At 70.1% G+C, this 26,298-nt stretch carries 26 protein-coding genes; 17 read left to right on the plus strand and 9 right to left on the minus strand.

The window, feature by feature from the left end; genetic code table 11:
- Window positions 1-208 precede the first annotated feature (208 nt).
- Window positions 209-1,912 carry a 3-ketosteroid-delta-1-dehydrogenase gene (locus ACFQS9_RS11955; protein WP_378404818.1) on the minus strand — a complete coding sequence of 568 codons (1,704 nt, stop codon included), beginning with the start codon at window positions 1,910-1,912 and terminating at the stop codon, window positions 209-211.
- 132 nt (window positions 1,913-2,044) lie between these two features.
- Entirely contained in the window at window positions 2,045-2,686 is a 642-nt protein-coding gene (locus ACFQS9_RS11960) for an O-methyltransferase (RefSeq protein WP_378404821.1), read from the minus strand.
- 282 nt (window positions 2,687-2,968) lie between these two features.
- On the opposite strand from ACFQS9_RS11960, the gene sigE reads away from it, so the two are divergent.
- The 13 genes from sigE to ACFQS9_RS12025 all read left to right on the plus strand — a co-directional run bounded on the left by sigE (window position 2,969) and on the right by ACFQS9_RS12025 (window position 15,701).
- Window positions 2,969-3,607: an RNA polymerase sigma factor SigE gene (gene sigE / locus ACFQS9_RS11965; protein ID WP_378404823.1), complete on the plus strand. Its 639-nt coding sequence runs from the start codon at window positions 2,969-2,971 to the stop codon at window positions 3,605-3,607.
- Window positions 3,608-3,624: 17 nt separating this feature from the next.
- Window positions 3,625-4,026, plus strand: coding sequence for a zf-HC2 domain-containing protein (locus ACFQS9_RS11970; RefSeq protein WP_378404936.1), 402 nt, complete (start codon window positions 3,625-3,627; stop codon window positions 4,024-4,026).
- Between the two features lie 85 nt (window positions 4,027-4,111).
- The gene (locus ACFQS9_RS11975) at window positions 4,112-5,611 is read left to right on the plus strand and encodes a S1C family serine protease (protein ID WP_378404825.1); all 1,500 of its coding nucleotides are present in this window, start codon (window positions 4,112-4,114) and stop codon (window positions 5,609-5,611) included.
- Between the two features lie 83 nt (window positions 5,612-5,694).
- On the plus strand, window positions 5,695-6,108 hold the full coding sequence (tatB, locus tag ACFQS9_RS11980) for a Sec-independent protein translocase protein TatB (protein WP_378404827.1): 414 nt from the start codon (window positions 5,695-5,697) through the stop codon (window positions 6,106-6,108).
- 148 nt (window positions 6,109-6,256) lie between these two features.
- Window positions 6,257-7,384 carry an XdhC family protein gene (locus tag ACFQS9_RS11985; protein WP_378404829.1) on the plus strand — a complete coding sequence of 376 codons (1,128 nt, stop codon included), beginning with the start codon at window positions 6,257-6,259 and terminating at the stop codon, window positions 7,382-7,384.
- 115 nt (window positions 7,385-7,499) lie between these two features.
- Window positions 7,500-8,366 carry an FAD binding domain-containing protein gene (locus ACFQS9_RS11990; RefSeq protein WP_378404831.1) on the plus strand — a complete coding sequence of 289 codons (867 nt, stop codon included), beginning with the start codon at window positions 7,500-7,502 and terminating at the stop codon, window positions 8,364-8,366.
- Window positions 8,367-8,402: 36 nt separating this feature from the next.
- Complete coding sequence (locus tag ACFQS9_RS11995; protein WP_378404833.1) at window positions 8,403-8,969, plus strand: (2Fe-2S)-binding protein; 567 nt, start codon at window positions 8,403-8,405, stop codon at window positions 8,967-8,969.
- A complete protein-coding gene (locus tag ACFQS9_RS12000; RefSeq protein WP_378404835.1) occupies window positions 8,966-11,383 on the plus strand; it encodes an aerobic carbon-monoxide dehydrogenase large subunit in 2,418 nt (805 codons plus the stop codon). Before ACFQS9_RS11995 ends, ACFQS9_RS12000 begins: the two co-directional genes overlap by 4 nt.
- A 51-nt stretch (window positions 11,384-11,434) precedes the next feature.
- Window positions 11,435-12,331: an XdhC family protein gene (locus ACFQS9_RS12005; protein WP_378404837.1), complete on the plus strand. Its 897-nt coding sequence runs from the start codon at window positions 11,435-11,437 to the stop codon at window positions 12,329-12,331.
- Entirely contained in the window at window positions 12,328-12,912 is a 585-nt protein-coding gene (locus tag ACFQS9_RS12010) for a nucleotidyltransferase family protein (RefSeq protein WP_378404839.1), read from the plus strand. The genes ACFQS9_RS12005 and ACFQS9_RS12010 overlap by 4 nt, the downstream gene beginning before the upstream one ends.
- Before the next feature lie 3 nt (window positions 12,913-12,915).
- The gene (locus tag ACFQS9_RS12015; RefSeq protein ID WP_378404841.1) at window positions 12,916-13,830 is read left to right on the plus strand and encodes an AAA family ATPase; all 915 of its coding nucleotides are present in this window, start codon (window positions 12,916-12,918) and stop codon (window positions 13,828-13,830) included.
- 12 nt (window positions 13,831-13,842) lie between these two features.
- Window positions 13,843-14,481 (plus strand): SRPBCC family protein, encoded by a 639-nt coding sequence (locus ACFQS9_RS12020; protein WP_378404843.1) that lies wholly within the window; start codon window positions 13,843-13,845, stop codon window positions 14,479-14,481.
- A gap of 8 nt (window positions 14,482-14,489) precedes the next feature.
- Window positions 14,490-15,701, plus strand: a complete 1,212-nt coding sequence (locus ACFQS9_RS12025) for a vWA domain-containing protein (protein WP_378404845.1) — start codon at window positions 14,490-14,492, stop codon at window positions 15,699-15,701.
- Window positions 15,702-15,781: 80 nt separating this feature from the next.
- Here ACFQS9_RS12025 and ACFQS9_RS12030 read toward each other — a convergent pair whose 3' ends face one another.
- The 6 genes from ACFQS9_RS12030 to ACFQS9_RS12055 all read right to left on the minus strand — a co-directional run bounded on the left by ACFQS9_RS12030 (window position 15,782) and on the right by ACFQS9_RS12055 (window position 21,794).
- A complete protein-coding gene (locus ACFQS9_RS12030) occupies window positions 15,782-16,447 on the minus strand; it encodes a hypothetical protein (protein ID WP_378404847.1) in 666 nt (221 codons plus the stop codon).
- 134 nt (window positions 16,448-16,581) lie between these two features.
- Window positions 16,582-17,718, minus strand: a complete 1,137-nt coding sequence (locus tag ACFQS9_RS12035) for an Mrp/NBP35 family ATP-binding protein (protein ID WP_378404849.1) — start codon at window positions 17,716-17,718, stop codon at window positions 16,582-16,584.
- Between the two features lie 25 nt (window positions 17,719-17,743).
- On the minus strand, window positions 17,744-18,580 hold the full coding sequence (locus ACFQS9_RS12040) for a lytic transglycosylase domain-containing protein (protein WP_378404851.1): 837 nt from the start codon (window positions 18,578-18,580) through the stop codon (window positions 17,744-17,746).
- Window positions 18,581-18,826: 246 nt separating this feature from the next.
- Window positions 18,827-19,903 carry a lytic transglycosylase domain-containing protein gene (locus tag ACFQS9_RS12045; RefSeq protein WP_378404853.1) on the minus strand — a complete coding sequence of 359 codons (1,077 nt, stop codon included), beginning with the start codon at window positions 19,901-19,903 and terminating at the stop codon, window positions 18,827-18,829.
- A 96-nt stretch (window positions 19,904-19,999) separates the two neighbouring features.
- Window positions 20,000-20,530: a DUF1003 domain-containing protein gene (locus ACFQS9_RS12050; protein WP_378404855.1), complete on the minus strand. Its 531-nt coding sequence runs from the start codon at window positions 20,528-20,530 to the stop codon at window positions 20,000-20,002.
- Window positions 20,523-21,794, minus strand: coding sequence for a magnesium transporter MgtE N-terminal domain-containing protein (locus ACFQS9_RS12055; protein ID WP_378404857.1), 1,272 nt, complete (start codon window positions 21,792-21,794; stop codon window positions 20,523-20,525). The genes ACFQS9_RS12050 and ACFQS9_RS12055 overlap by 8 nt, the downstream gene beginning before the upstream one ends.
- Window positions 21,795-21,826: 32 nt before the next feature.
- Between ACFQS9_RS12055 and ACFQS9_RS12060 the strand changes: the two genes are divergently transcribed.
- Window positions 21,827-22,783: an HpcH/HpaI aldolase/citrate lyase family protein gene (locus ACFQS9_RS12060; protein ID WP_378404859.1), complete on the plus strand. Its 957-nt coding sequence runs from the start codon at window positions 21,827-21,829 to the stop codon at window positions 22,781-22,783.
- Between the two features lie 61 nt (window positions 22,784-22,844).
- Window positions 22,845-23,336, plus strand: a complete 492-nt coding sequence (locus tag ACFQS9_RS12065; RefSeq protein ID WP_378404861.1) for a YflT domain-containing protein — start codon at window positions 22,845-22,847, stop codon at window positions 23,334-23,336.
- Between the two features lie 36 nt (window positions 23,337-23,372).
- Here ACFQS9_RS12065 and bla read toward each other — a convergent pair whose 3' ends face one another.
- Window positions 23,373-24,338: a class A beta-lactamase gene (gene bla / locus ACFQS9_RS12070; protein ID WP_378404863.1), complete on the minus strand. Its 966-nt coding sequence runs from the start codon at window positions 24,336-24,338 to the stop codon at window positions 23,373-23,375.
- A 147-nt stretch (window positions 24,339-24,485) separates the two neighbouring features.
- Between bla and ACFQS9_RS12075 the strand changes: the two genes are divergently transcribed.
- Complete coding sequence (locus ACFQS9_RS12075; protein ID WP_378404865.1) at window positions 24,486-25,379, plus strand: LysR family transcriptional regulator; 894 nt, start codon at window positions 24,486-24,488, stop codon at window positions 25,377-25,379.
- A complete protein-coding gene (locus tag ACFQS9_RS12080; RefSeq protein WP_378404867.1) occupies window positions 25,376-26,296 on the plus strand; it encodes a serine hydrolase in 921 nt (306 codons plus the stop codon). Before ACFQS9_RS12075 ends, ACFQS9_RS12080 begins: the two co-directional genes overlap by 4 nt.
- Window positions 26,297-26,298 lie beyond the last annotated feature (2 nt).

Below are 26,298 nucleotides of genomic sequence, written 5' to 3' on the forward strand. Positions count from 1 at the left end.
CCCGGCTCGAGCCTGCCCGACGGCCGTTCGGCCGGAAGTTGGTCAACCGTCCATCTCGGGGTAACGGAATGTTTCGACCGGACCAGGGGAGCCGGCTGAATCGGCTACCGGAGGTCCCGCCGCGGGGTCGACGCGTCACGATGTCGTCAAAGACGAGCGGACCGGTGCCAGTGGCACCGGTCCGCTCGGGTCGTCACGCGAGGGTGGGTCAGCCCGCCTGCTGCGCGGCGTCGAGCGCCACGATGTACCCGTACACCAGTCCCTGGCCGATGGTGGCCCCGGCACCCGGGTAGACCTTGCCGAAGGCGTTGCCGGCGGTGTTGCCGATGGCGTAGAGCCCGGCCACCGCGCTGCCGTCCTCGCGCAGCACCCGACCGCGCTCGTCAGCCTGCACGCCGCCGCAGGTCCCGAGATCGCTCAGCGTCATCTTCACCGCGAAGTACGGGCCCTTCTCGAGGGGCCGCAGGTTCGGGTTCGGGGACACGGTCGGGTCGCCGTAGTAGCGGTCGTAGGCGCTCGCGCCACGCTGGAAGTCGGGGTCGGTGCCCGCGGCCGCGTTCGCGTTGAACTGGCGGAACGTGTCGACGAACGACTCCTCCGGTAGGCCGATCGCGCGCGCGAGGTCGGCCGGATCGTCGGCGCGGTGGGCGATCCCGGCGTCGTACCAGGCCTGCGGCAGCGGCTGCCGCGGGAACAGGCTGCCGGCCATGATGTAGCTGTTGCGGTACGTCTGGTCGAAGACGATCCACATGGACTCGATCGGATCACCGGCCCGCTCACGGTCGAGGACGAGCTGCCCGAAGGACATGTAGTCCTTCGCCTCGTTGACGAATCGCTTGCCGGTCTGATCGACGATGAACGATCCGGGCAGCGCCCGCTCGGCGAGCATGACCGACGGCGTGCCACCGGGCAGCGCCGCGATCGCCGGGAACCACCAGGTCTGGTCCATCAGCGTGATCCCGGCGTCGACGCCCTGCTGGGCGATCTTGATCGCGTCGCCGGTGTTGCCCTCGGCGCCGAGGCTCTCGTGGTCGACGAGGCTCTCCGACTGGAACTTGTGGCGCATGTCCATGTCGTGGTCGAAGCCGCCCGCGGCCAGCACGACGCCGCGCGTGGCGGTCACGGTGAACTCGCGGCCACCCTGCTCGACGACGGCACCGGTGACCTTGTCGCCCTCGGTGACCAGGCGCACGAGGGACGTCTCGGTCCACACCGGGATGCCCGCGCGCAGCACGCCGGCGAACATGCCGGCGGCGAGCGCCTGGCCGCCGGCCATGTACTCGCGGCCCACCAGGAGCCCGCCGATGCCCTGGGCGACGCGCTTGAGGATGCGCGTCATGCCCTTGGTCGGGACCTTGGCCACCAGGTTCATCCACTTGTAGTCGGCGCCGGTGGTCGGCATCGGGACCGGGGCCTCCATGACGCCGGGCCGCAGCCGGCCCCGCTCGCCCTTGAGCACCGAGGCGTTGAACGGGCGGCACTCGCAGGTGCGCCCCTCCGCGGATCCGCCGGGCAGCTCGGGGTGGTAGTCGGAGTAGCCCTCGGCCCAGAAGAACTTCATCGGGGTGGTGCGGCTGAGCATGTCGACGGTGGCGGCGCCGTGGTCGAGGAAGGCCTGGCCGCGCGCGGCGGGCGCGGAGTCGCCGACGACCGCCTGCACGTAGGTCTTTGCCTTCTCGGCGCTGTCGCCGGCGCCGGCCTCCCGCAGGATCGGGTTGTCCGGGATCCAGAACGCGCCACCGGAGCGGGCCGTCGATCCGCCCACGTACTTCGTCTTCTCGACGATCAGGGTCGACAGGCCCTTCTCGTGCGCGGTCAGCGCGGCCGCCATGCCTGTGCCGGCCCCGATCACGAGCAGATCGACCGTGGTGTCGTGTGCGGGTGTGGCTGCCGGTACTACGCGCTTGCCCATGTGGGAACTCCTACATCTCGTCCTAGGTGTGCTTGAACGCTATGAGCAGGGACGAGCGTCACACCACGGCAGGTTCCGGTCGGTGGGACACCAGCTTGGCGCGGCGGCGTTCGCGGGACAGTGGGTGTCCGCTCAGTCGTCGGCGGACCGGGACGCGCAGAGCAGGCCGTCACCCACCGGGAGCAGTACCTTCGTCAGGCGGTCGTCCTCCGCGATCGCCCGGGCGGCCGCGCGGACCGCCAGGGTGGTCGCGTCCCGCTGGTTGGGGTCGGCCACGCGACCGCCGAGCAGCGCGTTGTGCAGGACGATCACCCCTCCCGGCCGGAGCAGCCGAACCCCCTCGGCGACGAACTGGGGGTGGTCGGCGGGGGAGGTGTCGACGAACACCAGGTCGTAAGCGGCGTCGGCGAGGCGGGGAAGCACATCCAGGCCCCAGCCGTTGATCAACCGGGTGCGGCCGGGCGCGATCTCGCCGGACCGGAACGCGTCCTTGGCGGCCCGCTGGTGCTCGGGGTCGGTGTCGATGGTGGTGAGCACACCGTCGGCACGCATGCCGTCGAGCAGCCACAGCCCGCTCACGCCCGCGCCGGTCCCGATCTCCACCACGGTCTTCGCGTCGAGCATCTGGGTGAACAGGCTCAACAGCGCGCCGACGGACGGCGGGACGGGAGTCGCGCCGAGATCCTCCGCCCGTTCGCGTGCGAGCGTGAGGACCGCGTCCTCCAGAACCGATTCCTCGGTGTGAGCCAGCAGCTGCTCGGCGTTGTTGTGCACAACCTGAGGTTATAGGCGACACGCTGCGGTGGAGTCGAGGCGCGCACGTGAGCTTGGCCGCTGACCCGCAGATTCTCAGCTGAACCTCAGGTTGCTCACACATCTCGCACATTTGGATCGGAAATGGTGGGTCCACACGAGATCGATGACCGCCCCGGAAGGGGGTACCGGACGAAACCGGCGGGGGGAACAAACCCGGCTTCACGGGAGTTGTGCCTTTTGTCCACGGAGTTCGCGTGCTCGCTCACCAGCTGTCCTTAGCAGGAGGTTTACACCATCTCGATGGCCAACGCCGTTCCCGCCTTCGATGCGGACATCGCCGAGTCGGTGCCGAACAGTGGCTCCGCCGCCGCTGACCTGGGCGGCACCGCCGCCTTCGACGCCACCGGCGATCAGACGACCATGCCCTCCTGGGACGAACTCGTCCGTGAGCACGGCGACCGGGTCTATCGGCTGGCCTACCGGCTCTCGGGCAACGCCCAGGACGCAGAGGATCTCACCCAGGAGACCTTCATCAGGGTCTTCCGGTCGCTCTCGAACTATCAGGCGGGCACCTTCGAGGGGTGGTTGCACCGGATCACGACGAACCTGTTCCTCGACATGGTGCGACGCCGCAATCGGATCAAGATGGAGGCGCTGCCCGAGGACTACGAGCGCGTCCCGTCCGACGGACCGAACCCGGAGCAGATCTACCACGACGCGCGGCTCGATCCCGAACTGCAGTCCGCATTGGACTCGTTGGCGCCCGAATTCCGCGCCGCGGTCGTGCTGTGTGACGTCGAAGGCCTGTCGTATGAGGAGATCGGTGCCACACTGGGAGTCAAGCTCGGAACCGTCCGCAGTCGAATCCACCGCGGCCGGCAGGCTCTGAAGGAGTACCTGACCGCGGTGTCCGGGGCAGGGAAGATGACATTCGCATGACCGTGCAGGAGGGTTGGATGACGCAGGCCCGGAAACCGCGCCGGTTCAGCTCTACCGAACACCTCGCGAGCGAGGCGGTCGCGGCGTACGTCGACGGCGAACTGCAGATGAACGCCTACCTGCGAGCCGCGCAGCACCTGTCGATGTGTCCGGAGTGCGCCGCCGAGATCGACGCTCAGCATCACGCGCGCGGCGCGCTGCGCCGGGCAGCCGAGATCAGCATGCCCAGTTCGCTTCTGGGTGTGCTCAGCCAGATCCCGATGTGCACGCCGGTCTCGGACGTCGACACCACTGCCGCCGACCGCGGCCGTCGCCTCGCCGGGCGGTCCGGAATCCGGCGTCCCGACGGCAAGGCAGGTGCCGTGATCGCGGCGATGGTCACGTCCTACTCGTTCGCGTCTTGGCGTCGGCGGCGGTAGTCGGTGGCCCGTCGGTCACTTCGGGACGCACCGCGTCGGTGATACTGGGACCCGTGACTGACGCCAACGAGGGGTACATCGCCGCGTGAACTCGGATCCCACACCCCCCGCCGCAGGCGCGCGACCGGATGCGGCAGCCGAACAGGATTCGGCACCGCCCCGCCTGGCACCGCGACCGCTCTACCGTCCCACCGTCGACCCCGCGGCCGCCGCGGCGTTCGGCCGGCCCGACGGCGTCGACTCGTCCTTCGCGCCCGGCACGGACCGCGGCACGGATCCGAAGGTCGCCGTTTCGCGTCCCGACCCGGTGCTCGCGGAGGCCTTCGGCCGCCCGGCCGGTGAATCCGATTCCATTCAGCGCGATCCCTCGGCGGGTCACAGCGCCGAGCCGGCGGACCCGGTCCCGGCCGATCCGTGGCGTGACCCGGACGCGCCCGCGCGTCTCGGTGCGCCTGCCGTCGACGCCCCCACGGACCGGGACCTCCCGGCCGCGCCCGCACTGGGCATCCGCGACGTCCTGCTCGGCGAGCGCATCGCGCCGCGGGCGCTGGCCGCGCTGGCCGGGGTCGCTCTGGCGATCGGCCTGGTCGGCGGCATCATCGGACGCGTCACGGCGGAGAACGTCGGCGCCCTGACCAGCCAGCGGGTCGAGCTGACCCAGTCGAGCGGCGACGACACCGAGCTCGGTCAGGTCGCGAAGGTGGCCGAGGCGGTGCTCCCGTCGGTCGTGTCCATCCAGGTCGCGCTCGGCGAGCAGTCCGGGACCGGTTCCGGTGTGGTGATCGACGGCGCCGGGTACATCGTCACCAACAACCACGTGATCTCGATGGCCGCGACGAACCCGGACGCCGCCACCCTCCGCGTCGTGTTCGCCGACGGCACCAAGGCCCCGGCCAGGGTGGTGGGCCGCGACACCAAGACGGACCTCGCGGTGCTCAAGGTGGACGTCGGCAACCTGACCGTGGCCGAGCTCGGCAGGTCCTCCGACCTGAAGGTCGGGGACGACGTGGTGGCGGTCGGTTCGCCGTTGGGGCTGAGCCGGACCGTCACCAGCGGAATCGTCAGTGCGCTGCACCGCCCGGTCCGGTTGACCGGTGAGGGCACCGATACCGACGCGGTCATCGACGCGGTCCAGACCGACGCCGCCATCAATCCCGGCAACTCCGGCGGACCGTTGGTCGACCGCGAGGGGCGGGTGATCGGGATCAACTCCGCCATCCGCAGTGAGAGCGGCGGATCGGTGGGCCTCGGGTTCGCCATTCCCGTCGACGACGTCACCGCCGTCGCGCAGGAGTTGATCCGGACCGGCGCCATGCACCACCCGGAGATCGGCGTGAACGCGCGGTCGGTGACCAACGAGCAGACCAGTGGCGCCGAGGTGGCGAACGTCAAGGAGGGCGGGCCCGCGCAGCAGGCCGGCATCATCGAGGGCGATGTCATCGTCAAGGTCGGCGAGCGCGACGTGACCAGTGCGGACGAGCTGGTGGTGGCGGTGCACCAGCAGGCCGTCGGTCAGCCGGTCCCGGTGCAACTGGTCCGGGCGGGGCGGACGGTCGAGGTGCAGGTCACGCCTGCCTCCGACTGAGCGGCGACGGGGACGATCCGGAATGGGATGTGAATTCGGCACCGATAGCGGCGCGGATCGCCGCGGGCACGTAGGCTGACCCGGTGTTTGGCAACATTGGCTGGGGCGAGTTCATGGTCCTACTCGTCGCGGCGCTCGTGATCCTCGGACCCGAGCGGCTGCCCGGTGCGGTCTCCTGGGTGACGAAGTCGCTGCGCCAGGTGCGTGACTATGCCGGCGGCGCGACCCAGCAGCTCAAGGACGAGCTCGGTCCCGAGTTCGAGGACCTGCGCAAGCCGCTCTCCGATCTGCAGCAACTGCGGGGCATGACCCCCCGCTCGGTGATCACCAAGCACCTGCTCGACGGCGATGACTCGATCCTGACCGGGAACTTCGATGCGAAGCCGAAGAGCAGCGGCGGGCCCAGCGCGGCCGCTGCCCTGCCGCCCTCCCCGAACCGCGAGTCGACGCCCCTGGGCACGAACGAGCGCCCGCCGTACGACGCCGACGCCACCTGAGGGCGCGTTCCCGTCTCGTCCACCGTCGCGGAAGCCACACCGTGGCGCCGTTCCTGCCTCGGCGGTCCGTGCATTCGGCGTAGCGTCCAGCCATGGGAAGCACCCGGGGTTCCCGGAACCACGTGGGCCACGCGGAGGGCGGTCTCTGATGCGCGACGTCCTCACCGAGCTGATGGCGATCTGGCATGCGGGCGAGACCGCGGGTGTCGGCACGGTGGTGCAGACCTTCAGATCCGCACCGCGGCCCCCGGGCGCGGCGATGGTGGTGGCCCCGGACGGGACCGTGGCCGGCTCGGTCTCGGGCGGCTGTGTGGAGGGGGCCGTGTACGAGCTCGCCCGGGAGGTGGTCGAGTCCGGCCGGCCGGAACTCCAGCGGTACGGGGTGACCGATGACGATGCCTTCGCGGTGGGGCTGACCTGCGGCGGCATTCTCGACGTCTACGTCGAGCCCGTCTCCCGCCGCACCTTCCCCGAACTCGCCGAGGTGGCCGGGGACATCGCGGACGAGCGCCCGGTGGCAGTGGCGACGGTGATCGAGCACCCCCGGTCCGCGTTGGTCGGTCGCCGGATGATCGTGCGGCCGGACGGGATCAGCGGGACGGTCGGTTCGGCGCGTGCCGATGCCGCGATAGGCGACGACGCCCGCGGGCTGCTCGCGGCGGGACGGACGGGGGTGCTCACCTACGGGCCCGACGGCCAGCGGCGAGGAGAGGGCATGCGCGTGTTCATCGCCAGTCATGCGCCGAGTCCGCGCATGCTCGTCTTCGGCGCCATCGACTTCGCCGCGGCGGTGGCTCATCAGGGGGCCTTCCTCGGCTACCGCGTCACCGTGTGCGACGCCAGGGCGGTGTTCGCCACGCACACCCGCTTCCCGACAGCGGACGAGGTCGTCGTGGACTGGCCGCACCGCTACCTGCAGTCGCAGATCGACGCCGACGCGATCGACGGGCGCACGGTGATCTGCGTGCTCACCCACGACCCCAAGTTCGATGTCCCGCTGCTGGCCCTCGCGCTACGGCTGCCCGAGGTCGGCTATGTCGGGGCGATGGGGTCGCGGCGTACCCACCGCGACCGGCTCCAGCGCCTGCGCGAGGCCGGGCTCACCGAGGCGGAGCTGGCACGGCTGGCCAGTCCGATCGGACTCGACATCGGGGCCCGCACGCCCGAGGAGACCGCGGTGTCCATCGCCGCCGAGATCATCGAGCTGCGCTGGGGTGGGGGCGGCGAGCGGCTGACCGCGATCGAGGGCCGGATCCACCACGACGAGACCCTGTGACGCCCGCCCGCACGGGCCGTTCGCGGACTGGTCGCGGGGATCGCTCGGGGCGCTTGACACCCCCGGTGGACCGGTCGAGTCTGGATCTGTCCCCATGCGATGCGAGGTGGATCAGATGCAGGTCCCTGGACCTTTTGAATACGAGCGAGCGACGAGCGTGGACCACGCGATCGGACTGCTCGAACGGCTGGGGAGCGAGGCTCGACTGGTGGCCGGCGGCCACAGCCTGCTCCCGATGATGAAGCTGCGGCTGGCGAACCCCGAGTATCTCATCGACATCAACCCGCTGCACGACGAGCTGGGGCACATCACGGTGGAGCCGTCGGGTGTGCGGATCGGTGCGATGGTGCGACACCGGGAGTTGCTCGAGTCCCCGGAACTGGCCGCGCTGTGGCCGATCTTCCGGGACGCCGAGCGGGTGATCGCCGACCCGGTGGTCCGCAATCGCGGCACGATCGGCGGATCTCTCTGTCAGGCGGACCCGGCCGAGGACCTCAGCACGGTGTGCGAGGTGCTCGACGCGACCTGCGTGCTGCGGGGGCCGGGCGGCGAGCGCACGATCCGCGTGGCGGAGTTCTACCTCGGGCCGTACGAGACCGCCGCGGCGGACAACGAGATCCTCACCGAGATCCGGATCCCGTTCCGCGACCACGGGTCGAACGCCTACGCGAAAGTGGAACGACGCGTGGGGGATTGGGCGATCGCGGCGGCGGGCGCCGCGGTCTGGCTGGACGGCCCGGTCGTCGTCGAGGCGAGGATCGGTCTCACCGCGGTGAACGCGGACCCGGCCGGATTCGGTGAGGTGTACGAGTTCCTCATCGGCAAGCCGTGCACCGACGAGGTCGCCCTCCACGCGGGCGATCTGGCGTCTCGACACTGTGAACCTGTCACCGACATGCGCGGGACCGCGGAATACAAGCGGCACCTGGCCAAGGAACTGACCCGCCGCGCGCTGCGCACCGCGGCCGAGCGGGTCCACTAGCGAAGCAGCTCGGGGGTCCAGGAAGGACGAGAAGACATGCAGTTGACGATGACCGTGAACGGCGAGGAGGTCACCGAGGACGTCGAGCCCCGATTGCTCCTGGTGCACTTCCTGCGGGATCAGCTGGGACTGACCGGAACCCATTGGGGCTGCGACACCAGCAACTGCGGCACCTGTGTGGTGCTGGTGGACGGCGAGCCCGTGAAGTCCTGCACGATGCTGGCCGTGATGGCCGCCGGGCAGGAGGTACGCACCGTCGAGGGGCTCGAACGTGACGGCGAGCTCGACCCGGTACAGCAGGGGTTCATGGAATGTCATGGCCTGCAATGCGGTTTCTGCACCCCCGGCATGATGATGTCGGCCCGGGCACTGCTCGACCGCACGCCGAATCCGGATGAGCAGACCATTCGCGAGGCGATCTCCGGGCAGATCTGCCGATGCACCGGCTACACCACGATCGTCCGCTCCGTGCAGTGGGCCGCGGCGCACGAGGAGGGAGCGGCACGCGAACCGGAGCCGGCGCGCGGCAGCGGTCCCACCGCGGCCCGGCCCGAGGCAACCGAGCGGCCGCGCGTCACCGAGCAGGTCGGAGGTGCACCATGACCACCGTCGAACATCCGCCGACCGGACCTGTCACGGACGAGTCGGACAACGAACACTTCGACAACAACAAGAAGCCGATCGGGTACGGGCGGATGCTCCGCAAGGAGGATCCCCGCTTCATCCGCGGCCGCGGACACTATGTCGACGACATCACGCTTCCCGGGATGTTGCACCTGGCCATCCTGCGATCACCCGTCGCGCATGCGCGCATCGTGCGGGTGGACACGACGGCGGCGCAGGCGCATCCGAAGGTGAGGGCGGTCATCACCGGCGCCGACCTGGCCGAGAAGGGCCTGGCCTGGATGCCGACCCTGTCCAACGACGTGCAGGCGGTCCTCGCCACCGACAAGGTGCGCTTCCAGGGGCAGGAGGTGGCGTGCGTCGTCGCCGAGGACCGATACTCGGCGCGCGATGCGCTCGAGCTGATCGATGTCGAGTACGACATCCTCGACCCGGTGATCGACGCGCGTCAGGCGCTCTCCCCAGATGCTCCGGTGATCCGCACGGACCTCGAAGGCAAGTCCGACAACCACGTCTTCGACTGGGAGGCGGGTGACGCGGAGGCGACCGAAGCGGCCTTCGCCCGCGCGGAGGTGATCACCACCCAGGAGATCGTCTACCCCCGGGTGCACCCGGCGCCGATGGAAACCTGCGGCGCCGTAGCGGATTTCGACGCGGTCGACGGCAAGCTGACCCTCTGGTCCACCTCTCAGGCGCCGCACGCCCACCGGACCCTCTACGCACTCGTGGCGGGGCTGCCGGAGCACAAGATCCGCGTCGTCTCGCCGGACATCGGTGGCGGGTTCGGCAACAAGGTGCCGATCTACCCCGGGTATGTGTGCGCCATTGTTGCCTCGCTGGTGACCGGGAAGCCGGTCAAATGGATGGAGGACCGCAGCGAGAACCTGATGAGCACGGGGTTCGCGCGGGACTACATCATGCAGGGCGAGATCGCCGCCACCCGGGACGGCAAGATCCTCGCGATCCGGACGAACGTGCTCGCCGACCACGGCGCCTTCAACGGCACCGCGGCTCCGGTGAAGTACCCGGCCGGCTTCTTCGGGGTGTTCACCGGAAGCTACGACCTCGAGGCCGCCTACTGCAAGATGACCGCCGTCTACACCGACAAGGCACCGGGCGGGGTGGCCTATGCCTGCTCGTTCCGGATCACCGAGGCGGTGTATCTCGTTGAACGACTGGTCGATTGCCTCGCCTACGACCTCGACATGGATCCCGCCGAGCTGCGGCTGAAGAACCTCCTCAAGCCGGACCAGTTCCCCTACACCTCGAAGACCGGCTGGGTCTACGACTCGGGCGACTACGAGATGACCATGCGCAAGGCCATGGACATGATCGGCTACGCCGACCTGCGCCGGGAGCAGGCCGAGAAGCGCGAGCGGGGCGAGCTGATGGGCATCGGCATGTCCTTCTTCACGGAGGCGGTCGGCGCCGGGCCCCGCAAGCACATGGACATCCTCGGGCTCGGCATGGCGGACGGGTGCGAACTGCGGGTGCACCCCACCGGCAAGGCCGTGGTCCGGTTGTCGGTGCAAACCCAGGGGCAGGGGCACGAGACGACCTTCGCGCAGATCGTCGCCGAGGAGCTCGGCATCCCGCCGGACGACATCGAGGTGCTGCACGGCGACACCGACAACACCCCGTTCGGCCTCGGCACCTACGGCAGCCGGTCGACGCCGGTGTCCGGGGCGGCCGCGGCGCTGGTCGCGCGGAAGGTGCGCGACAAGGCGAAGATCATCGCGTCGGGGATGCTCGAGGTGTCCGTCGCCGACCTCGAGTGGGAGAAGGGTTCCTTCCACGTGAAGGGCGATCCGACGACGGCGGTGACGATCCAGGACATCGCGATGCGCTCGTACGGTGCGGGCGATCTGCCGGAGGGACTCGAGGGCGGGCTCGAAGCCCAGATCTGTTACAACCCCGAGAATCTCACCTACCCGTACGGATCGTACTTCTGTGTCGTCGACATCGATCCCGGCACCGCCGAGGTGAAGGTGCGCAGGTTCCTCGCGGTCGACGACTGCGGCACCCGGATCAACCCGATGATCATCGAGGGACAGGTGCACGGGGGCATCACCGACGGGATCGGGATGGCGCTGATGGAGATCATGGCCTTCGACTCGGACGGGAACTGCCTCGGGAGTTCGTTCATGGACTACCTGATCCCCACCGCGCTCGAAGTGCCCCACCTCGAGACCGGCTTCACGGTGACGCCCTCGCCGCATCATCCGATCGGCGCCAAGGGTGTCGGTGAGTCCGCGACCGTGGGGTCGCCGCCCGCCGTCGTGAACGCCGTGGTCGATGCGCTGAAGCCGTTCGGCGTCCGGCACGCCGACATGCCGCTGACACCCTCGCGGGTGTGGGAGGCGATGCAGGGCAGGCCGGCGCCACCGATCTAGCCCGCGGCCGGCGACCGGGCAGGACCCAGCACAGCGCAGGAGGGTGCGGGCATGGAGACGAACGCGCGGATGGCCGAGCTGATCGACCGCAAGCAACCGTTCGTGCACGCGACCGTGGTTCGCGCCGAGCCGCCGACCTCCGCACACACCGGCGACGAGGCAATCGTGTTGCCGGACGGCACCATCGAGGGGTTCGTCGGCGGCCAGTGCGCGGAGAGTTCGGTGCGCAAGGCCGCACTCGATGCCTTGCGGTCCGAGGAGAGCGTGCTGCTGCGGGTGTTGCCGGACGGCCAGGCCCAGTTCCCGGAGGCGCCGGGGGCGACGGTCGTCGTCAACCCGTGTCTGTCCGGTGGCGCGATGGAGATCTTCCTCGCGCCGCGGCTGCCCGCCGCGCGGTTGTATCTGATGGGCGCCAACCCCGCCGCCGACGCGGTCGCTGACCTGGCGCGGACGCTGGGTTTCCAGCTCGAGCGGGTCGAGGAGGGCGGCAGGCCGGACGGCGCGGTGGCGGCGGTGATCGCCGGTCTCGGGGGGAACGAGTCGGAGTCCATCAGGGCCGCGCTCGACGCGGGCGTGGGATACATCGGGCTGGTCGCCAGCCGGATCCGCGGCGCGAGCGTGCTGGCGCAGCTCGGGCTCGACGAGGCGGAGCGGGCCAGGATCCATACCCCGGCCGGGTTGCCCATCGGGGCGCGCACCCCGGCCGAGATCGCGTTGTCGATTCTTGCGCAGATCGTGCAGGGCATCCGGCTGGGGGGCCTGGCCCGCCGAAGTCCTGCCCTGGATGCGGCGCTCGCCGCCGCGGCCCAGGACACGGTCACCGATCCGATCTGCGGCATGACGGTGACGGTCCGCGCGGACACCCCGCGGGTGGAGCTCGACGGACAGACGTACTGGTTCTGTAGCGCCGGGTGCCGGGACAGGTTCGAGAACGAGCGGTCGCCGTGACGGTCACCGGCATCGTCCTCGCGGCCGGGGGATCGACCCGCCTCGGCCGGCCCAAACAGCTGCTGGAATACCGGGGTGCCCCGCTGCTGGCGGCGGTGCTGCGGGTCGCGCGCGAGTGCCGCTTCGACCAGGTGCTGGTGGCACTCGGCGGGGGGGCCGCCGAAGTGGAGGCCGCCGTCGACCTGTCCGGCGTGGAGGTCGTGCACAACCCCGACTTCGGTTCGGGCTGTGCCTCGACCATCTCGCGCGCGCTCGATGAGGTCGATCCGCACGCGCGGGGCATCGTCCTGATGCTCGGCGACCAACCCGGGGTCGGGTCGGCGACGGTCGCGGCGCTGCTGGACGCGGCGACGCCGGACGCGAGTGCGGTCTGCCGATACCGGGACGGCCGCGGGCACCCGCTCTGGTTCGGTCGCAGCATCTTCCCCGAACTGCGCATGCTGCACGGCGACAAGGGGGTGTGGACACTGCTCGAGTCGGGCCGGATCCCGGTGCTGGAGGTACCGGTCGACGCCGCGATCCCGCTCGACGTCGACACCTGGGACGACTACGTGGCGCTGCGGGCTCAGGATTCTCGGTGAGCCATGGACCAGCCGGGGTTCGCCGATCTCGCCGACGTCGTCGGGCGCTTCGACGCACAGGACTACCTGCTGGACGAGGGCACGGCGTCGGCCATCTATCTGGCCCTGGCCCTCGGGCGTCCGCTGCTGCTCGAAGGCGAGCCGGGAGTGGGTAAGACGACCGCGGCCAAGGCCCTCGCGGCCGCGCTCGACACCACGCTGATCCGGCTTCAGTGCTACGAGGGGCTCGGTGCCGGTGAGGCCCTGTACGACTGGAACTATCAGCGGCAGCTGCTCGCGATCCGGATGGCCGAGTCGCGCGCGGGCCGGCTGGACGAGTCGGATCTGTTCACCGAGGAGTTTCTGCTGCCGCGCCCGATCCTGCAGTGCGTGCGGCACCGGGGCACCGGGACCCCGGTGCTCCTGGTCGACGAGATCGACCGTGCCGATGACGAATTCGAGGCCCTGCTGCTCGAGTTCCTCGGCGAGTCGTCCGTCACGGTGCCGGAGCTCGGCACCTTCACCGCCGAGCGTCCGCCCGTCGTGGTCCTCACCTCGAACCGCAGCCGCGACCTGCACGACGCGCTCCGCAGGCGCTGCCTCTATCACTGGATCGAGTATCCGAAACCCGAACGCGCGGTGGCCATCCTCCGGCGCACCGTTCCGGAGGCGAACACGGCCTTGATCGCACAGGTCACCGAGTTCGTGGGCGACGCCCGCGGGCTCGACCTCGACAAGCCGCCGGGCCTGGCCGAGTCGATCGACTGGGTGTCGGCGCTCGCGGCGCTCGGCGCGACCGAACTGAGTCGCGTCGAGGCGGTGGCGAGCCTCGGCGCGATCGCCAAGACCCCGGACGACCGCGACTCGATCATCGCGCTGCTCGACGACGGCGAACGCGATCGGGCCGCGCCGTGCTCGGCGCCCGATGCCACGAGATGAGAGGTCAGGGGTATGAAGCTGGAAAACGAGTTCACGGTGAAGGCGCCGATCGAGACCGCCTGGGACACACTGATCGATCTCGACGCGATCGCGCCGTTGCTCCCGGGAGCGCAGCTGACCGGGCGCGACGGCGACGCGTACCTGGGCAAGATGAAGGTCAAGGTCGGCCCCGTGACGAGCGAATTCGCCGGACGAGCGGTGCTGACGGAAACCGACCGTGCGGCGCACCGAGCCGTGATCGAGGCCAGCGGCCGGGACTCCCGGGGCGCGGGCAACGCCTCCGCCACCATCACCGCGCGCCTCGTCGACGACGACGGCACGACCAGGGTGACCGTCGACACCGATATGAAGATCGTCGGGAAGTTGGCTCAGTTCGGCAGCGGCGTCATCGCGCAGGTCTCGGAGAAGATGATGAATCAGTTCGCGGCCTCGCTCGAGGCCAAGCTGACCGCGGCGGAGTCGGCGACCGAGCCGGGCACGACGGCCCCGTCCGGCCCGCTCGTCGCGGCCCCGGAACCGGCCGCGGAACCCGAGGCGCTCGACCTGCTCGGGATGGCCGGACCTGCGCTCGTGCGGCGGCTGCTCCCGCTGGCGGCGGCGTTGCTGGCCGGTGTCGTGGCCGGGCTGCTGATTCGATACCTGCGTCGATGAGCCGTGGCATGGGCGAACCGGCACTGGCCAGGGGGATCGACCTGGCGGCCTTCTCCATCGCGCTGACCATGCGCCTGCGTGCCGCGCGGATCCCGGTGACCGAGGGCGGCGCTGCCGAGTTCGCCAGGGCGCTGTCGGCGTTGCGACCGACGTCGATGTCCCGCCTGTACTGGGCGGCGCGCCTGACGCTGGTGCGCAGGCAGACCGATCTCGCCGGCTTCGACCGGGTGTTCCTGGGGGTCTTCGGTGCGTCGCTGCTGGCGATGGACCCGAATGCGCGCCGCGCGCCGCGCGATTCGCACCCAGATGCACCGGTGGCGGCGTTCGCGTCGCGCTCGGGAGTGGAATCGGTGGAACCGCACGGCGTGGGACTGCCCTGGTCGACGATGCCTGCGGTCCGGGTCGCGCGCGAGCGCGATGACGAGGGGCCGAGCCTGCCCCTCCGGTTGCCGGGCCGTCTCGAGGCGCTGGAGGGCCGACCGTTCGGACAGTTCCGGGAGGACGAGCTGCGGGCCCTGCGCAGCTGGTTGGACCGGGCATCGGTCACCTGGCCGCAGCGACGTACGAGGCGGAGGCGGCGGCACCCGACCGGCAGGCGGATCGCGCTACGGGAGACGATCGCCCGGTCGCGGCGCACCGGCTGGGAGACCCTGACGATCGTGCGGACCCGGCCGGTGATCCGACCCCGGCGGATGGTGATGCTCTGCGACGTGAGCCAGTCCATGCAACCGTATTCCGACGTCTATCTGCACCTGATGCGTGCCGCCGTGACCCGTGGCGACGCGGAGGTCTTCGCCTTCTCGACGAGGCTGACCAGGCTCACCGCAGTGCTGGCACACCGATCCGCCGAAGCCGCGATCGCGCACGCCAACGACAAGGTGGTCGACCGGTTCGGTGGCACCCATATCGGGGGCAGCGTGCGTGCCCTGCTCGCGTCACACCACGGCAGTGCGGTGCGCGGAGCGGTGGTGCTCATCGCCTCGGACGGCTGGGACAGCGACAGCCCGGAGGAGCTGGGTGCCGCGATGGCCCGCCTGCACCGCAGGGCGTACCGCGTCGTCTGGCTCAACCCGCGCGCGGGGGCCACCGGGTTCGAGCCGCTGGTCGGGGCGATGGCCGCCGCGCTGCCGTACTGCGACCGGTTCCTGGCGGCCGACACCCTGATCGCGGTGCGCGAGGCGCTGGCGGTGCTGGGTACCGCCGCGTGGGTGGGCCGTTGAGCAAGGTCCCTACGGCGTCCCCAGTGCTCTGCACACCGTCTTGACGCCGGGGAGCTCGACCGGCTCGGTGGGGCACTCCCTCACGGGGATTCGCTCTGTGAAATCGCGTGCCCGCGACGCGTCCAGACAACCCAGGCCAGCGGCCACAGCGCGATCAGTGCGGCCGCGCTCTGCACATAGAACTGGACGGCGGCGAACGGCACGAACCGGGACGCGGCCATGACGATGAGCGCCCCCACCACGATCCAACCAAGCGTCGGGTTCATCGCCCCATAGCGGCGAAGGGCCACCCCGACGCACAGGACGCCGATGGCAAAGGTGAACGCTCCCACGAACAGCACCGGCACGAACCACGCGTCCAAGGCGGCCTGCGCGGCCTCTGGGTCGGCACCGCTTTCGACAGCCGCGAACGGTGCGAACTCCATCCCCGGAAGTACGGCATATGCCACGCTCCCGATGACGATCAACCCCAGTCCGATTGCACTCCACGCCTTGTCGCCCGCTTCGCGCAGGACGCCGCGGATGGCGATGAACGCGAGGATGAGGGCGGCCGCGGCAACGGCCGCCGCCAAATGTGCGAGGCCCCACCGAGTGGGGTCGTCCGTCACGGCCTCGGCGATCGCGTGATGATCTGGTAGGCGGCCGGCGATGTAGGGGTGCCAGATCATCGCGGCGAACAGTACGACGGGCGCGATGGCCACAAGTGTGGCGCGCGTGACGGATTTTGTCCGGTCGAAGTCGGCCATGATGCCCACCTTCTTCAGTTCGGCCCCGACACTCTCACGAACCTGAGGAACGCTTCTGAGCCTATCGCGATACCCCGAGCGTGGCCCGCGACAGTTTCCCGACTCCCGCTCCCGAGGCCAGGCGAACGCCGGAACTACAGGTGTCGCGTGGTGTCGATGCCGAGCGACATGCCGGCCAGGCCGCGCGAGCGGACCGCGAGCTTCTCGGCGATCTCGCGCAGCGCCGCGCCCGCCGGGGAGTCCGGCGCGCTGAGCACGATCGGGACGCCCTCGTCGCCGCCCTCGCGGACGGCCTGCTCGATGGGGATCTGCCCGAGCAGCGGGACCTTGGCACCGACGGCCTTGGTGAGTCGGTCGGACACGGCCTGACCGCCGCCGGAGCCGAACACCTCCATCCGGGTGCCGTCGGGCAGCTCCAGCCAGGACATGTTCTCCACGACACCGACGATGCGCTGGCGGGTCTGCAACGCGATCGCACCCGCGCGCTCGGCCACCTCGGCCGCGGCCTGCTGCGGGGTGGTGACCACCAGGATCTCCGCGCCGGGGATCAGCTGGGCGACGGAGATCGCCACGTCGCCGGTGCCGGGCGGCAGGTCGAGCAGCAGCACGTCCAGGTCGCCCCAGAACACGTCGGCCAGGAACTGCTGGAGCGCGCGGTGCAGCATCGGCCCGCGCCAGACGACGGGGGTGTTGCCCTGGGTGAACTGTGCGATCGAGATGAGCTTCACGTCGTGCGACTGCGGCGGCATGATCATCCGCTCGACCTGCGTCGGCTTGGCGTCGGTGCCGAGCATGCGGGGCACGGAGTGGCCGTAGATGTCCGCGTCGAGGACGCCGACCGAGAGTCCGCGGGCCGCCATCGCGGCCGCGAGATTGACTGTGACGCTGGACTTCCCGACGCCGCCCTTGCCGGAGGCCACCGCGTAGACGCGGGTCAGCGAGCCGGGCTGCGCGAACGGGATGACCGGCTCGGTGGCGTCGCCGCGCAGCGACTTGCGCAGCTCGGTGCGCTGCTCGTCGTTCATCACGTCGAGCTCGACGCGGATGGCGCCGATGCCGGACACGTCGGCGACCGCCTTGGTGACCCGGTCGGTGATCTCGGTGCGCAGCGGGCAGGCCGCGGTGGTCAGGTAGATCACGATGTCCACGCTGGCGTCGTCGGACAGCGCGACGCTCTTGACCATCCCCAGTTCGGTGATGGGCTTGCGGATCTCCGGGTCGATCACCCGGGAGAGGGCGCTGCGAACGTCGGACTCGGTCACTACTGGCATGGCCCCCATGGTAGGCGGCGGTGGCTCAGTGGATCCGCGGCAGGTCGGCCGCGGAGGGGGTGATGCCGGTCGAGTATGCCAGCGCCCATGCGGTCACGTTGGCCACGTAGGCCATCGAGTTGTTGTAGCGGTGGATCGCCATGGTGGCCGAGCCGATGTCGCGCATGTTGGTCCCGCGGTCGCACAGGTACTTGGCGGTCGCGGCGGCGGAGTCGAACAGGTTCTGCGGGTCGATCTTGCCGTCGCCGTTGCCGTCGGCGCCGAACTGCGCCCAGGTGGTGGGGATGAACTGGGTGGGGCCGACCGCGCGGTCGTAGACGGTGTCGCCGTCGAGGGCGCCGCCGTCGGAGTCCATGATGACGGCCTGACCGGGCAGGCTGCCGTTGAGGGGCAGGCCGATCACCGGCTCGAACACGTCGCCGTTGTCGTGGGCCTGGCCGCCGTTGGCGTGCCGCGACTCGACCATGCCGATGCCCGCGATCTGCATCCAGGTGATGCCGCAGCCGGGCAGGTCCTTGGCGAGCAGCTTCTCGGCGGACTGGTAGGCGGCGAAGTTGACGCCGGGGATGCCGAGCGGACCCGCGGGCAGGGGCGCGGGCGCCGGTGCGGGCTCCGGGGCGGGCGGGAGGGCCGGTGCGAGCTCCGGGGCGGGCGTGGCCACGGCGGCGGGCTCGGCCTCCGGCTGCTGCGGGGCGGCGGGAACGTCGGCGATCGGCGCGGACTCGGCGGCGACCGCGAACGGGAGCGAGGGGGAGGCGCTCGCCGTGGTCCCGACGACCAGCCCGGCGGGAACGAGCCCGGCGAGCGCCACGACGGAGTTGCGGCGAAGGTTCGAGTCCTTCTTCTTGCTGTGGCGGCCCACGGTGATCCTCCTGCGTCCCGGTCGGGGGCATTGATTCGTTATCGACCGGAGACGAGGCTACCCGAATTCGAGATAGTTCCGTTACTCAACCGTGATCGGCGTTGGCGGATTTGGAGGATATTTGCTGGTCAAAGGGGATGAACGAAATAGTTTCAGTTAGGTCACGCCGAGGCGGGTCGGAGCCGACTATGAGGACCGTTTTGAGACCTTGGCGGACGCCCGGGTGTGGGGGTTCCCGCCGCGCGCTCAGGGCACGGGCGGGGGAGCCGGCACCGCAGGCGCGGCGGGCGCGGGGCCGGGCGGCGGGCAGAAGATCAGGCACGGCAGCTCGGGCAGCCCGGGGATCAGCGGCGGGGGCGGCGGTGCCGGTGCGGTCGTGGGAGCGGGCGCCGCCGCGTCGACGGCGCGGCCGCCGTCAGCGGGCTTGCCGTCCTCCGGCGACGGGGTCGGCTCGGCCTGCTCGGGCCGGACATCCGGGATCGAGCCGGGCGCGGGCGTCCCGCCGCCCGCATACGCGGCCGACCAGGCCAGCACGTTGGCCGCGTAGGCCATCGAGTTGTTGTAGCGCAGGACCGCCCGGACCTCCTGGGCGCTGTCGCGCAGGTTCAGTCCACCAGAGCAGAGATACCGAGCGGCCGCGAGCGAGGCGTCGAAGATGTTGTTCGGGTCGGCGACGGCGTCGCCGTTCCCGTCGGCGGCATACCGCGCCCAGGTGCCGGGGATGAACTGCATGGGCCCGACCGCGCGATCGTGCTTCGGATTGCCGTCCAGGCGACCCCCGTCGGTGTCGGTGATGACGTTGTTTCCCGCGAGGTGCCCGTCCAGCGTCGGCCCGAGGATCGGGGTCACCGTGGTGCCCGCGGCATCGGTCCGCCCTCCGCCGGCGTGGCCGGACTCGATCCGGCCGATCCCGGCCAGGAGATGCCAGGTCACACCGCAGCCCGGGGCCTCGGTGGCCATCGTCGACTCGGCGAGCCGGTAGGCGCCGAGCACGAGTTCGGGAATTCCGAGTTCGCTCACCGTCACCGCCACCGGCATCGGCGACAGTCGGGGAGCGAGGTCGGGCGGCAGCTCGAATCGGACCGGCGGGGGCGGGGTGTACGCGTGCAGTGCGCGGGCGGGACGGGGCGCCGGCGGCAGCAGTCCGACGGCGCCCGCCCCCGACGGATCGGCGGTCTCGGGAGCCGCGACCGCGTAGCCCGCCAGGACCGGCGCGCCGGTGCCGAACGGGCCGAAGCCGAGTGCCGCGCCCACCGCCGCGGCCGCGGCACCGACCGCGACCATCGTTGCCGTCGACGCGGCCGCAAGACCCCTGATCCGCATGCGCCACCCTTCGCGATGCCCGACCCCCGAAATGTGACTCAGATTACAGATCGGAATCGCGGGTGGTGGTCCTTTCGCCCGGCCCGCGCGGTCGCGCTACCGGCGCGGCGGCCTGGCCTCCTCGTCGTCATGGGTGGTCAGCAGGGCCTTGATCTCCTCGAGCTCGCGGCGCAGGTAGTCCCTGGTGGCCACCTCGCCGACGGCCAGGCGCAGCGCGGCGAGCTCGCGGGCCAGGAACTCGGTGTCGGCCTTCGTCTGCTCGGCCCTGGCCCGGTCCTCCTCGAGTGAGACGCGGTCGCGGTTCTCCTGCCGGTTCTGTGCCAGCAGGATCAGCGGCGCCGCGTAGGCGGCCTGGGTGGAGAACGCCAGGTTGAGCAGGATGAACGGGTACGGATCCCACTGCAGCCGGACAGCGAACACGTTGAGGATGATCCAGACGATCACCACGATGGTCTGGATGGCCAGGTAGCGGCCCGTGCCCAGGAAACGCGCGATCCGCTCGCTGACCCGCCCGACGGATTCGACGTCGAACTGGAAATTGAACAGGCGCGAGCCGCGCGGGGTGTCGAGCCGCTGGCGGGCGCTCAGCGCCGTCGACTTGTCGGTGACTGTCCGCTTCTCACTCATCGGCCACTTCCTGTTCGCGCCAGTCCTCCGGGAGCAGGTGATCGAGCACGTCGTCGACGGTGACGGCGCCGAGCAGGTGCTCCTCGTCGTCGACGACCGGGCCGCACACCAGGTTGTATCTCGCGAAGTATCGGGTCACCGCGGTGAGCGACTCGTCCGGGTCGAGCCTGGTCAGGTCCGTGTCCAGCACCCCGCCGACCAGCGTCGCGGGCGGCTCGCGCAGCAACTGCTGTAGGTGGACGCAGCCGAGATATCGGCCGGTGGGTGTCGAGATCGGCGGCCGGACGACGAACACCAGGCTCGCCAGCGCGGGGGTCAGGTCCGGGTTCCTGACCCGGGCCAATGCCTCGGCGACGGTGGTGGCGGGCGTCAGGATCACCGGCTCGGGCGTCATCAGGCCGCCCGCGGTGTCGGGGGAGTGCTCGAGGAGTCGACGCACCGGCTCGGAGTCCTCGGGGTCCATCAGCTGCAGCAGCGACTCCGCCTCGGCGTCGGGGAGCTCGCCGAGCAGGTCGGCGGCGTCGTCCGGGTCCATCGCCTCGAGCACGTCGGCAGCGCGCTCGACCTCCAGGTGGGTGAGCAGGTCGGTCTGGTCGTCGGAGGGCAACTCCTGCAGCACATCCGCGAGCCGCTCGTCGTCGAGGGCGACCGCGACCTCGTGACGCCGTTTGTCCGGCAGCTCCCGGATGGCGTTGGCGACGTCGGCGGGACGCATGCCCTCGAACTGCGCCAGCAGTTGGGAGACGTCCTGCCCCGGCAGGGCCAGCTGGGATTGCGTCAGTCCCTGCACGTGCTGCCACTCGACGACGTGCATCGCGGTGCGGCGGGCGAGACGGCTGCGGGGCTTGCGGACCGCGACCCGGGAGACCACCCAGTCCCGCGTCCGGGTCAGCTCGATGCCGAGGTCCGCGACGAGTACCTCCTGGCCGGCCAGGTCCTCGAGTTCGGGGTCGTCGACGCGCACCCGGCTGTCGAGCACCTGGGCCAGTGCCAGGACCTCGCCTGGTTTCTGGGTGAACCGCCGCAGACTCACGTTGCCGGTCAGCGTCACGGAGCCGGGCTCGATGGCGGTCACCCTCAGCATCGGGATGAATATCCTTCGTCGGGTGAGCAATTCGACGACGAGTCCGAGGACGCGGGGGCGTTGGCGACCGATCCGGATGGTGATGACGACGTCGCGGACGCGGCCGATCGATTCGCCGTCGGGCCCGAGCACCACCAGGCCGGCGAGCCTGGCTACGAAGACCTTGCTCACTGCTGCCATGATGGCCAGGCTAATTCACACTGGAGGTCCACATGCAGGTCGCGCGCCCGCGCCGTTCGATCCTGGCCGTACCCGGCAGCAGCCGGAAGATGATCGACAAGGCCAAGGGGTTGCCCGCCGACGAGGTGTTCCTCGACCTCGAGGACGCGGTCGCGCCGATCGCCAAGGCACAGGCCAGGGCCGAGATCGTCGATGCGCTGAACTCCGACGGGTGGGGGAACCAGATCCGGGTCGTCCGGGTCAACGACTGGACCACCGAATGGACCCACGCCGACGTCATCGAGGTGGTCTCCGGGGCCGGCGCCCGGATCGACGCGATCCTGTTGCCGAAGGTGACCGACGCGAGCCACGTGCAGGCGCTCGACCTGCTGCTCACCCAGGTCGAGCGGGCCAACGGGCTCGAGGTGGGCCGGATCGGCATCGAGGCGCAGATCGAGAACGCGATCGGCTTGACCAACATCAACGCCATCGCGACCGCGAGCCCGCGGGTGCAGACGCTGGTCTTCGGCCCCGCGGACTTCATGGCGAGCATCAACATGCGCACCCTCGTCGTCGGGGAGCAGCCGGAGGGCTATGAGCCGGGCGATGCCTATCACCACATCCTGATGACGATCTTGATGGCGGCGCGGGCGCACGGGCTCGAGGCCATCGACGGGCCGTATCTGCAGATTCGCGACGTCGACGCGTTCCGGCGCGCCGCCGGCCGGACCGCGGCACTCGGCTTCGACGGCAAGTGGGTGCTCCACCCGACCCAGATCGACGCGGCCAACGAGGTTTTCAGTCCACGTCAGGCCGACTACGACCACGCCGAGATGATCCTGGAGGCGTACGAGTACCACACCTCCGCGGCGGGTGGCGGCCGCGGCGCCGCGATGCTCGGCGACGAGATGATCGACGAGGCCAGCGCCAAGATGGCACTGGTCGTCGCGGGCAAGGGGCGCGCGGCGGGCATGGCGCGTACCACGCGGTTCGACCCGGACTCTCAGTAAGATGGACGTCGACGAGAGTGCAGTTCTCACGAGCTGAATCACCGATGAGGGAGCACAGACGATGACCAATCCGCTCGCACAGCCGAATCGGCCCGGACGCGGCGGGCTGCCGACCCCTCCCACCGGCTGGCCGATCGGCTCGTACCCGACCTACGCCGAGGCACAGCGCGCCGTCGACCATCTGTCGGATCAGGCATTCCCGGTCGAGGACGTCACCATCGTCGGTGTCGACCTGATGCAGGTCGAGCGCGTACTCGGGCGCCTCACCTGGGCGAAAGTGATTGGCGGCGGGATCGTTTCGGGGGCCTGGCTGGGTGTGTTCCTGGGCCTGCTGCTCGGGCTGTTCACCGACAGCTTCCTCGGCCCGCTCGTCGCGGGCATCATCGGCGGCATCATCTTCGGGTTGATCTCCACGTCCATCCCGTACGCCGCCACGCGCGGTCAGCGCGATTTCGCGTCCACCATGCAGTTGGTGGCCGGCCGCTACGACGTGCTGTGCGAGCCGAAGACCGCCGAGCGGGCGCGGGATCTGCTCGCCAAGCTGGCCATCTGACAGCTCCCGCCGGGACCGAGGTCACCACGCGGTGACTCACGGCGCGGTCATGCCCGCTACCACCGCAGCGGTGGTGTCGGCGACCACCTGGTTGTTCCCCTGCGCGTCTTCCTGATTCGTCAGGCTGTCGGTGAGGATGGCGATAACGAGGGGGTTGCCGTCCCGGTCCCAGGCGACGCCTGCGTCGTTGACGGTCCCGAACCGGCCGGCGCCGGACTTGGCGGCAGCCGTCCACCCCTCCGGCAGACCGGCGCGAATTCGCTTGTCCGACGTCTTGCTCGCACGCATCCAGTCGGCGAGTTGCGCACGTTCGGCCGATCCGAGCGCGTCTCCGAGCAGCAGCGCCCGGTAGCCGTCCGCGAGATCGTTCGGAGTGGAGGTGTCGCGCGGGTCGCCGCGGAGCGCACTGTTCAGCTCGGTCTCCCACCGATCCAGGCGGGTGCTCTCGTCTCCGATCTCGCGGGCGAGTGAGGTGATCGCGGGTGGTCCGCCGATTTCCTCGAGCAGGTAGTTTCCCGCCGTGTTGTCACTCCGGGTCAGCGCCGCTTCGGCGATCTGCCGCAGTGTCATCGGGGTGCCGACGGCCGCCGCGGTGACCGGTGAATTCTCCACGAGGTCGCCGGGTTCGACCAGGACCGTTTTGTCGAGTGACGACGTGCCCGCGCGGGTCCGGCGGAGTACCTCGGCGGCCGCGTACGTCTTGAATGTCGAACACAGGGCGAACCGTTCGTCGCCCCGATGCTGGTAGATCCGGCCGGTAGCGGGATCGATTGCGGTGACCCCGATCCGCGTGGAGAAGCGGGCCTCCAGTGCGTCGAGTTTCGTGTCGAGGGACTGCAGCTCCGGTGTCGCGACGACCGGAGTGTCCGACACGGGGTGATGGGCGGCCGCCGTGCACCCGCCCAGCAGCAGGGGGAGGGCGAGAGCGAGAGCGAGGGTGCGCGCACCGTGATGTCCGATGCTGCCCCGCTGTGAATTCGGATGCACTCGACGTCTGGTCATGACCCCAATGTCGGGGTCGACGACGCCGTGCGCAAAGACGGTCACCGGGTCGCGGCGAGTCGAGAATGCTATCTCTCCAGTTCAGAGAGCCCAATTGTGTGGAGCGATTCGTCGCGCGCCCGTGACTGCCCCCGAACGGCTGATTCAATGGCGGCCATGGATATGGTCCGCCACCTGAATTTCTTTGTCGCCGTTGCGGAAGAGGGGCATTTCGGAAATGCCGCGGCACGATTGGGAATGACACAACCGCCGTTGTCGCAGGGCGTGCGGCGTCTCGAACAGAGGCTGGGCATCGAGCTCGTCCACCGCAGCCCTCGTGGAGTCGGGCTCACGGACGCCGGACGGCAGTTGCTGCCGCGCGCACGGCTCCTCGTCGCCGACGCTGCCAGATTCGAGGACGAGGCCCAGCGCATCGCCGGCGGGCATGACGCAGCGGTGAGGTGGGGTGTCACCCACTCGCTCGGCGACGACGTGGTGGTGCGGTGTGTCCGCGCGCTCCGCGACGCCGACAGGGCTCGGCCCACCAGGGTCGTCACCTCCACCGCCTCCACCACCGACCTGGTGGAGAGCGTCCGAACGGGGAGCCTCGACATCGCTGTGGTCGAACACCCGGCGCTGCTCACGGGCCTCGAGAGTGGGCCCGTCCTGAAGATTCGGCGTTGGGTGGTCGTGCCGGAAGACCATCCGGCCGCGATCGCGAAGAAGGCGCAGGTCCGGATGCTTCGGGGGCTGACATTGTCGACAGGTCCGCGATCGGACAATCCTCCTGCTCACGATCTGTTCGTGGACATGTGGAGGTCCCGTGGCCTGGACCCGGACGTGGTCGTCTCGACGGGTCCGCGAGACCTTCTCGCCCGCGTGGCGGCGGGTGGATCCTTCGGGGTGACGACGACTCCGCCGACAGCGATGCCCGGGGTGTGCTGGGTCGACATGGTGCGTGACGACCTCGCACTGCGCCTTCGCATCGTCTGGCGGTCGGGTGCCGACCATGCGCTGTCGGCCGGCGCACTCGACCGGGTGCTCCTCAGGGCGGGCCGATGAGGGCAACCGCGGAGAAGCGGATCCGCGACGTGTTCGCCGACGCCGGGTGCACCGGCTGGCTTCATGCCCGTCGCATCGGAACGCGGCGAGCGGGCGATGTCGATGACGTCGACGACGTCTCGGTCGGTGCCGACGAACTCGTCGTGACGGCATCCGTCTACAAGCTCCCGCTCGTGGTCGCCCTGTGCAGGGCATTCGACGAGGGATCCCTCTCGCCGACGGCGACGGTGCGCATCAATCCCGCGGACTGCACGCCGGGGCCGACCGGGGTGTCGATCTTCCGGGACCCGGTGGTGATGAGTTGGCGTGATCTGGCCCTGTCGATGATGACGGTGTCCGACAACGCGGCCGCGGACCTCATCCTCGGATGTGTGGGTCTCGACGGCGTCGATCGAGTGCTCACCGAACTGGGACTGCTCCGCACGCGAATCATCGGCGGCACAGCGGATGTCCATCGGACCCTGCTCGAGGAGGCGCATTCGCACACGACAAGAGAAGCGTTCGAGGCACTTGCCGACAATGACGAGGCGTGGGCGGTCTCGGCCTACGATCCGGCCTTCACGAGCGCGACCACCCCCCGCGAGATGACGTCGCTGCTCGACGCGATCTGGACGGACAGGGCGGTGTCCGCGGCTCAAGCGGAGTTCATCAGGGAGGTCATGGCGGGACAGATCTGGCCGCACCGAATCCGCTCGGGATTTCCCTATGCGGGGGTGACCGTGGCGGGGAAGACGGGGACGATCGGGGCCATCCGCAACGAGGTGGCGGTGGTGGGCTTCCCCGGAGAGACTCCTGTTGCCGTAGCCGTTTTCACGCGGGCGGCGCGTGCCGATCCGGTCCTGCCCGTGGTCGATCAGGCGATCGGACGGGCCGCCCACATCGCGGTGACAGAACTTCGTTCCGGCCGCATCGAGTGAGA

Source organism: Rhodococcus daqingensis (assembly GCF_042665615.1).
Lineage (GTDB): Bacteria > Actinomycetota > Actinomycetes > Mycobacteriales > Mycobacteriaceae > Rhodococcus_G > Rhodococcus_G daqingensis.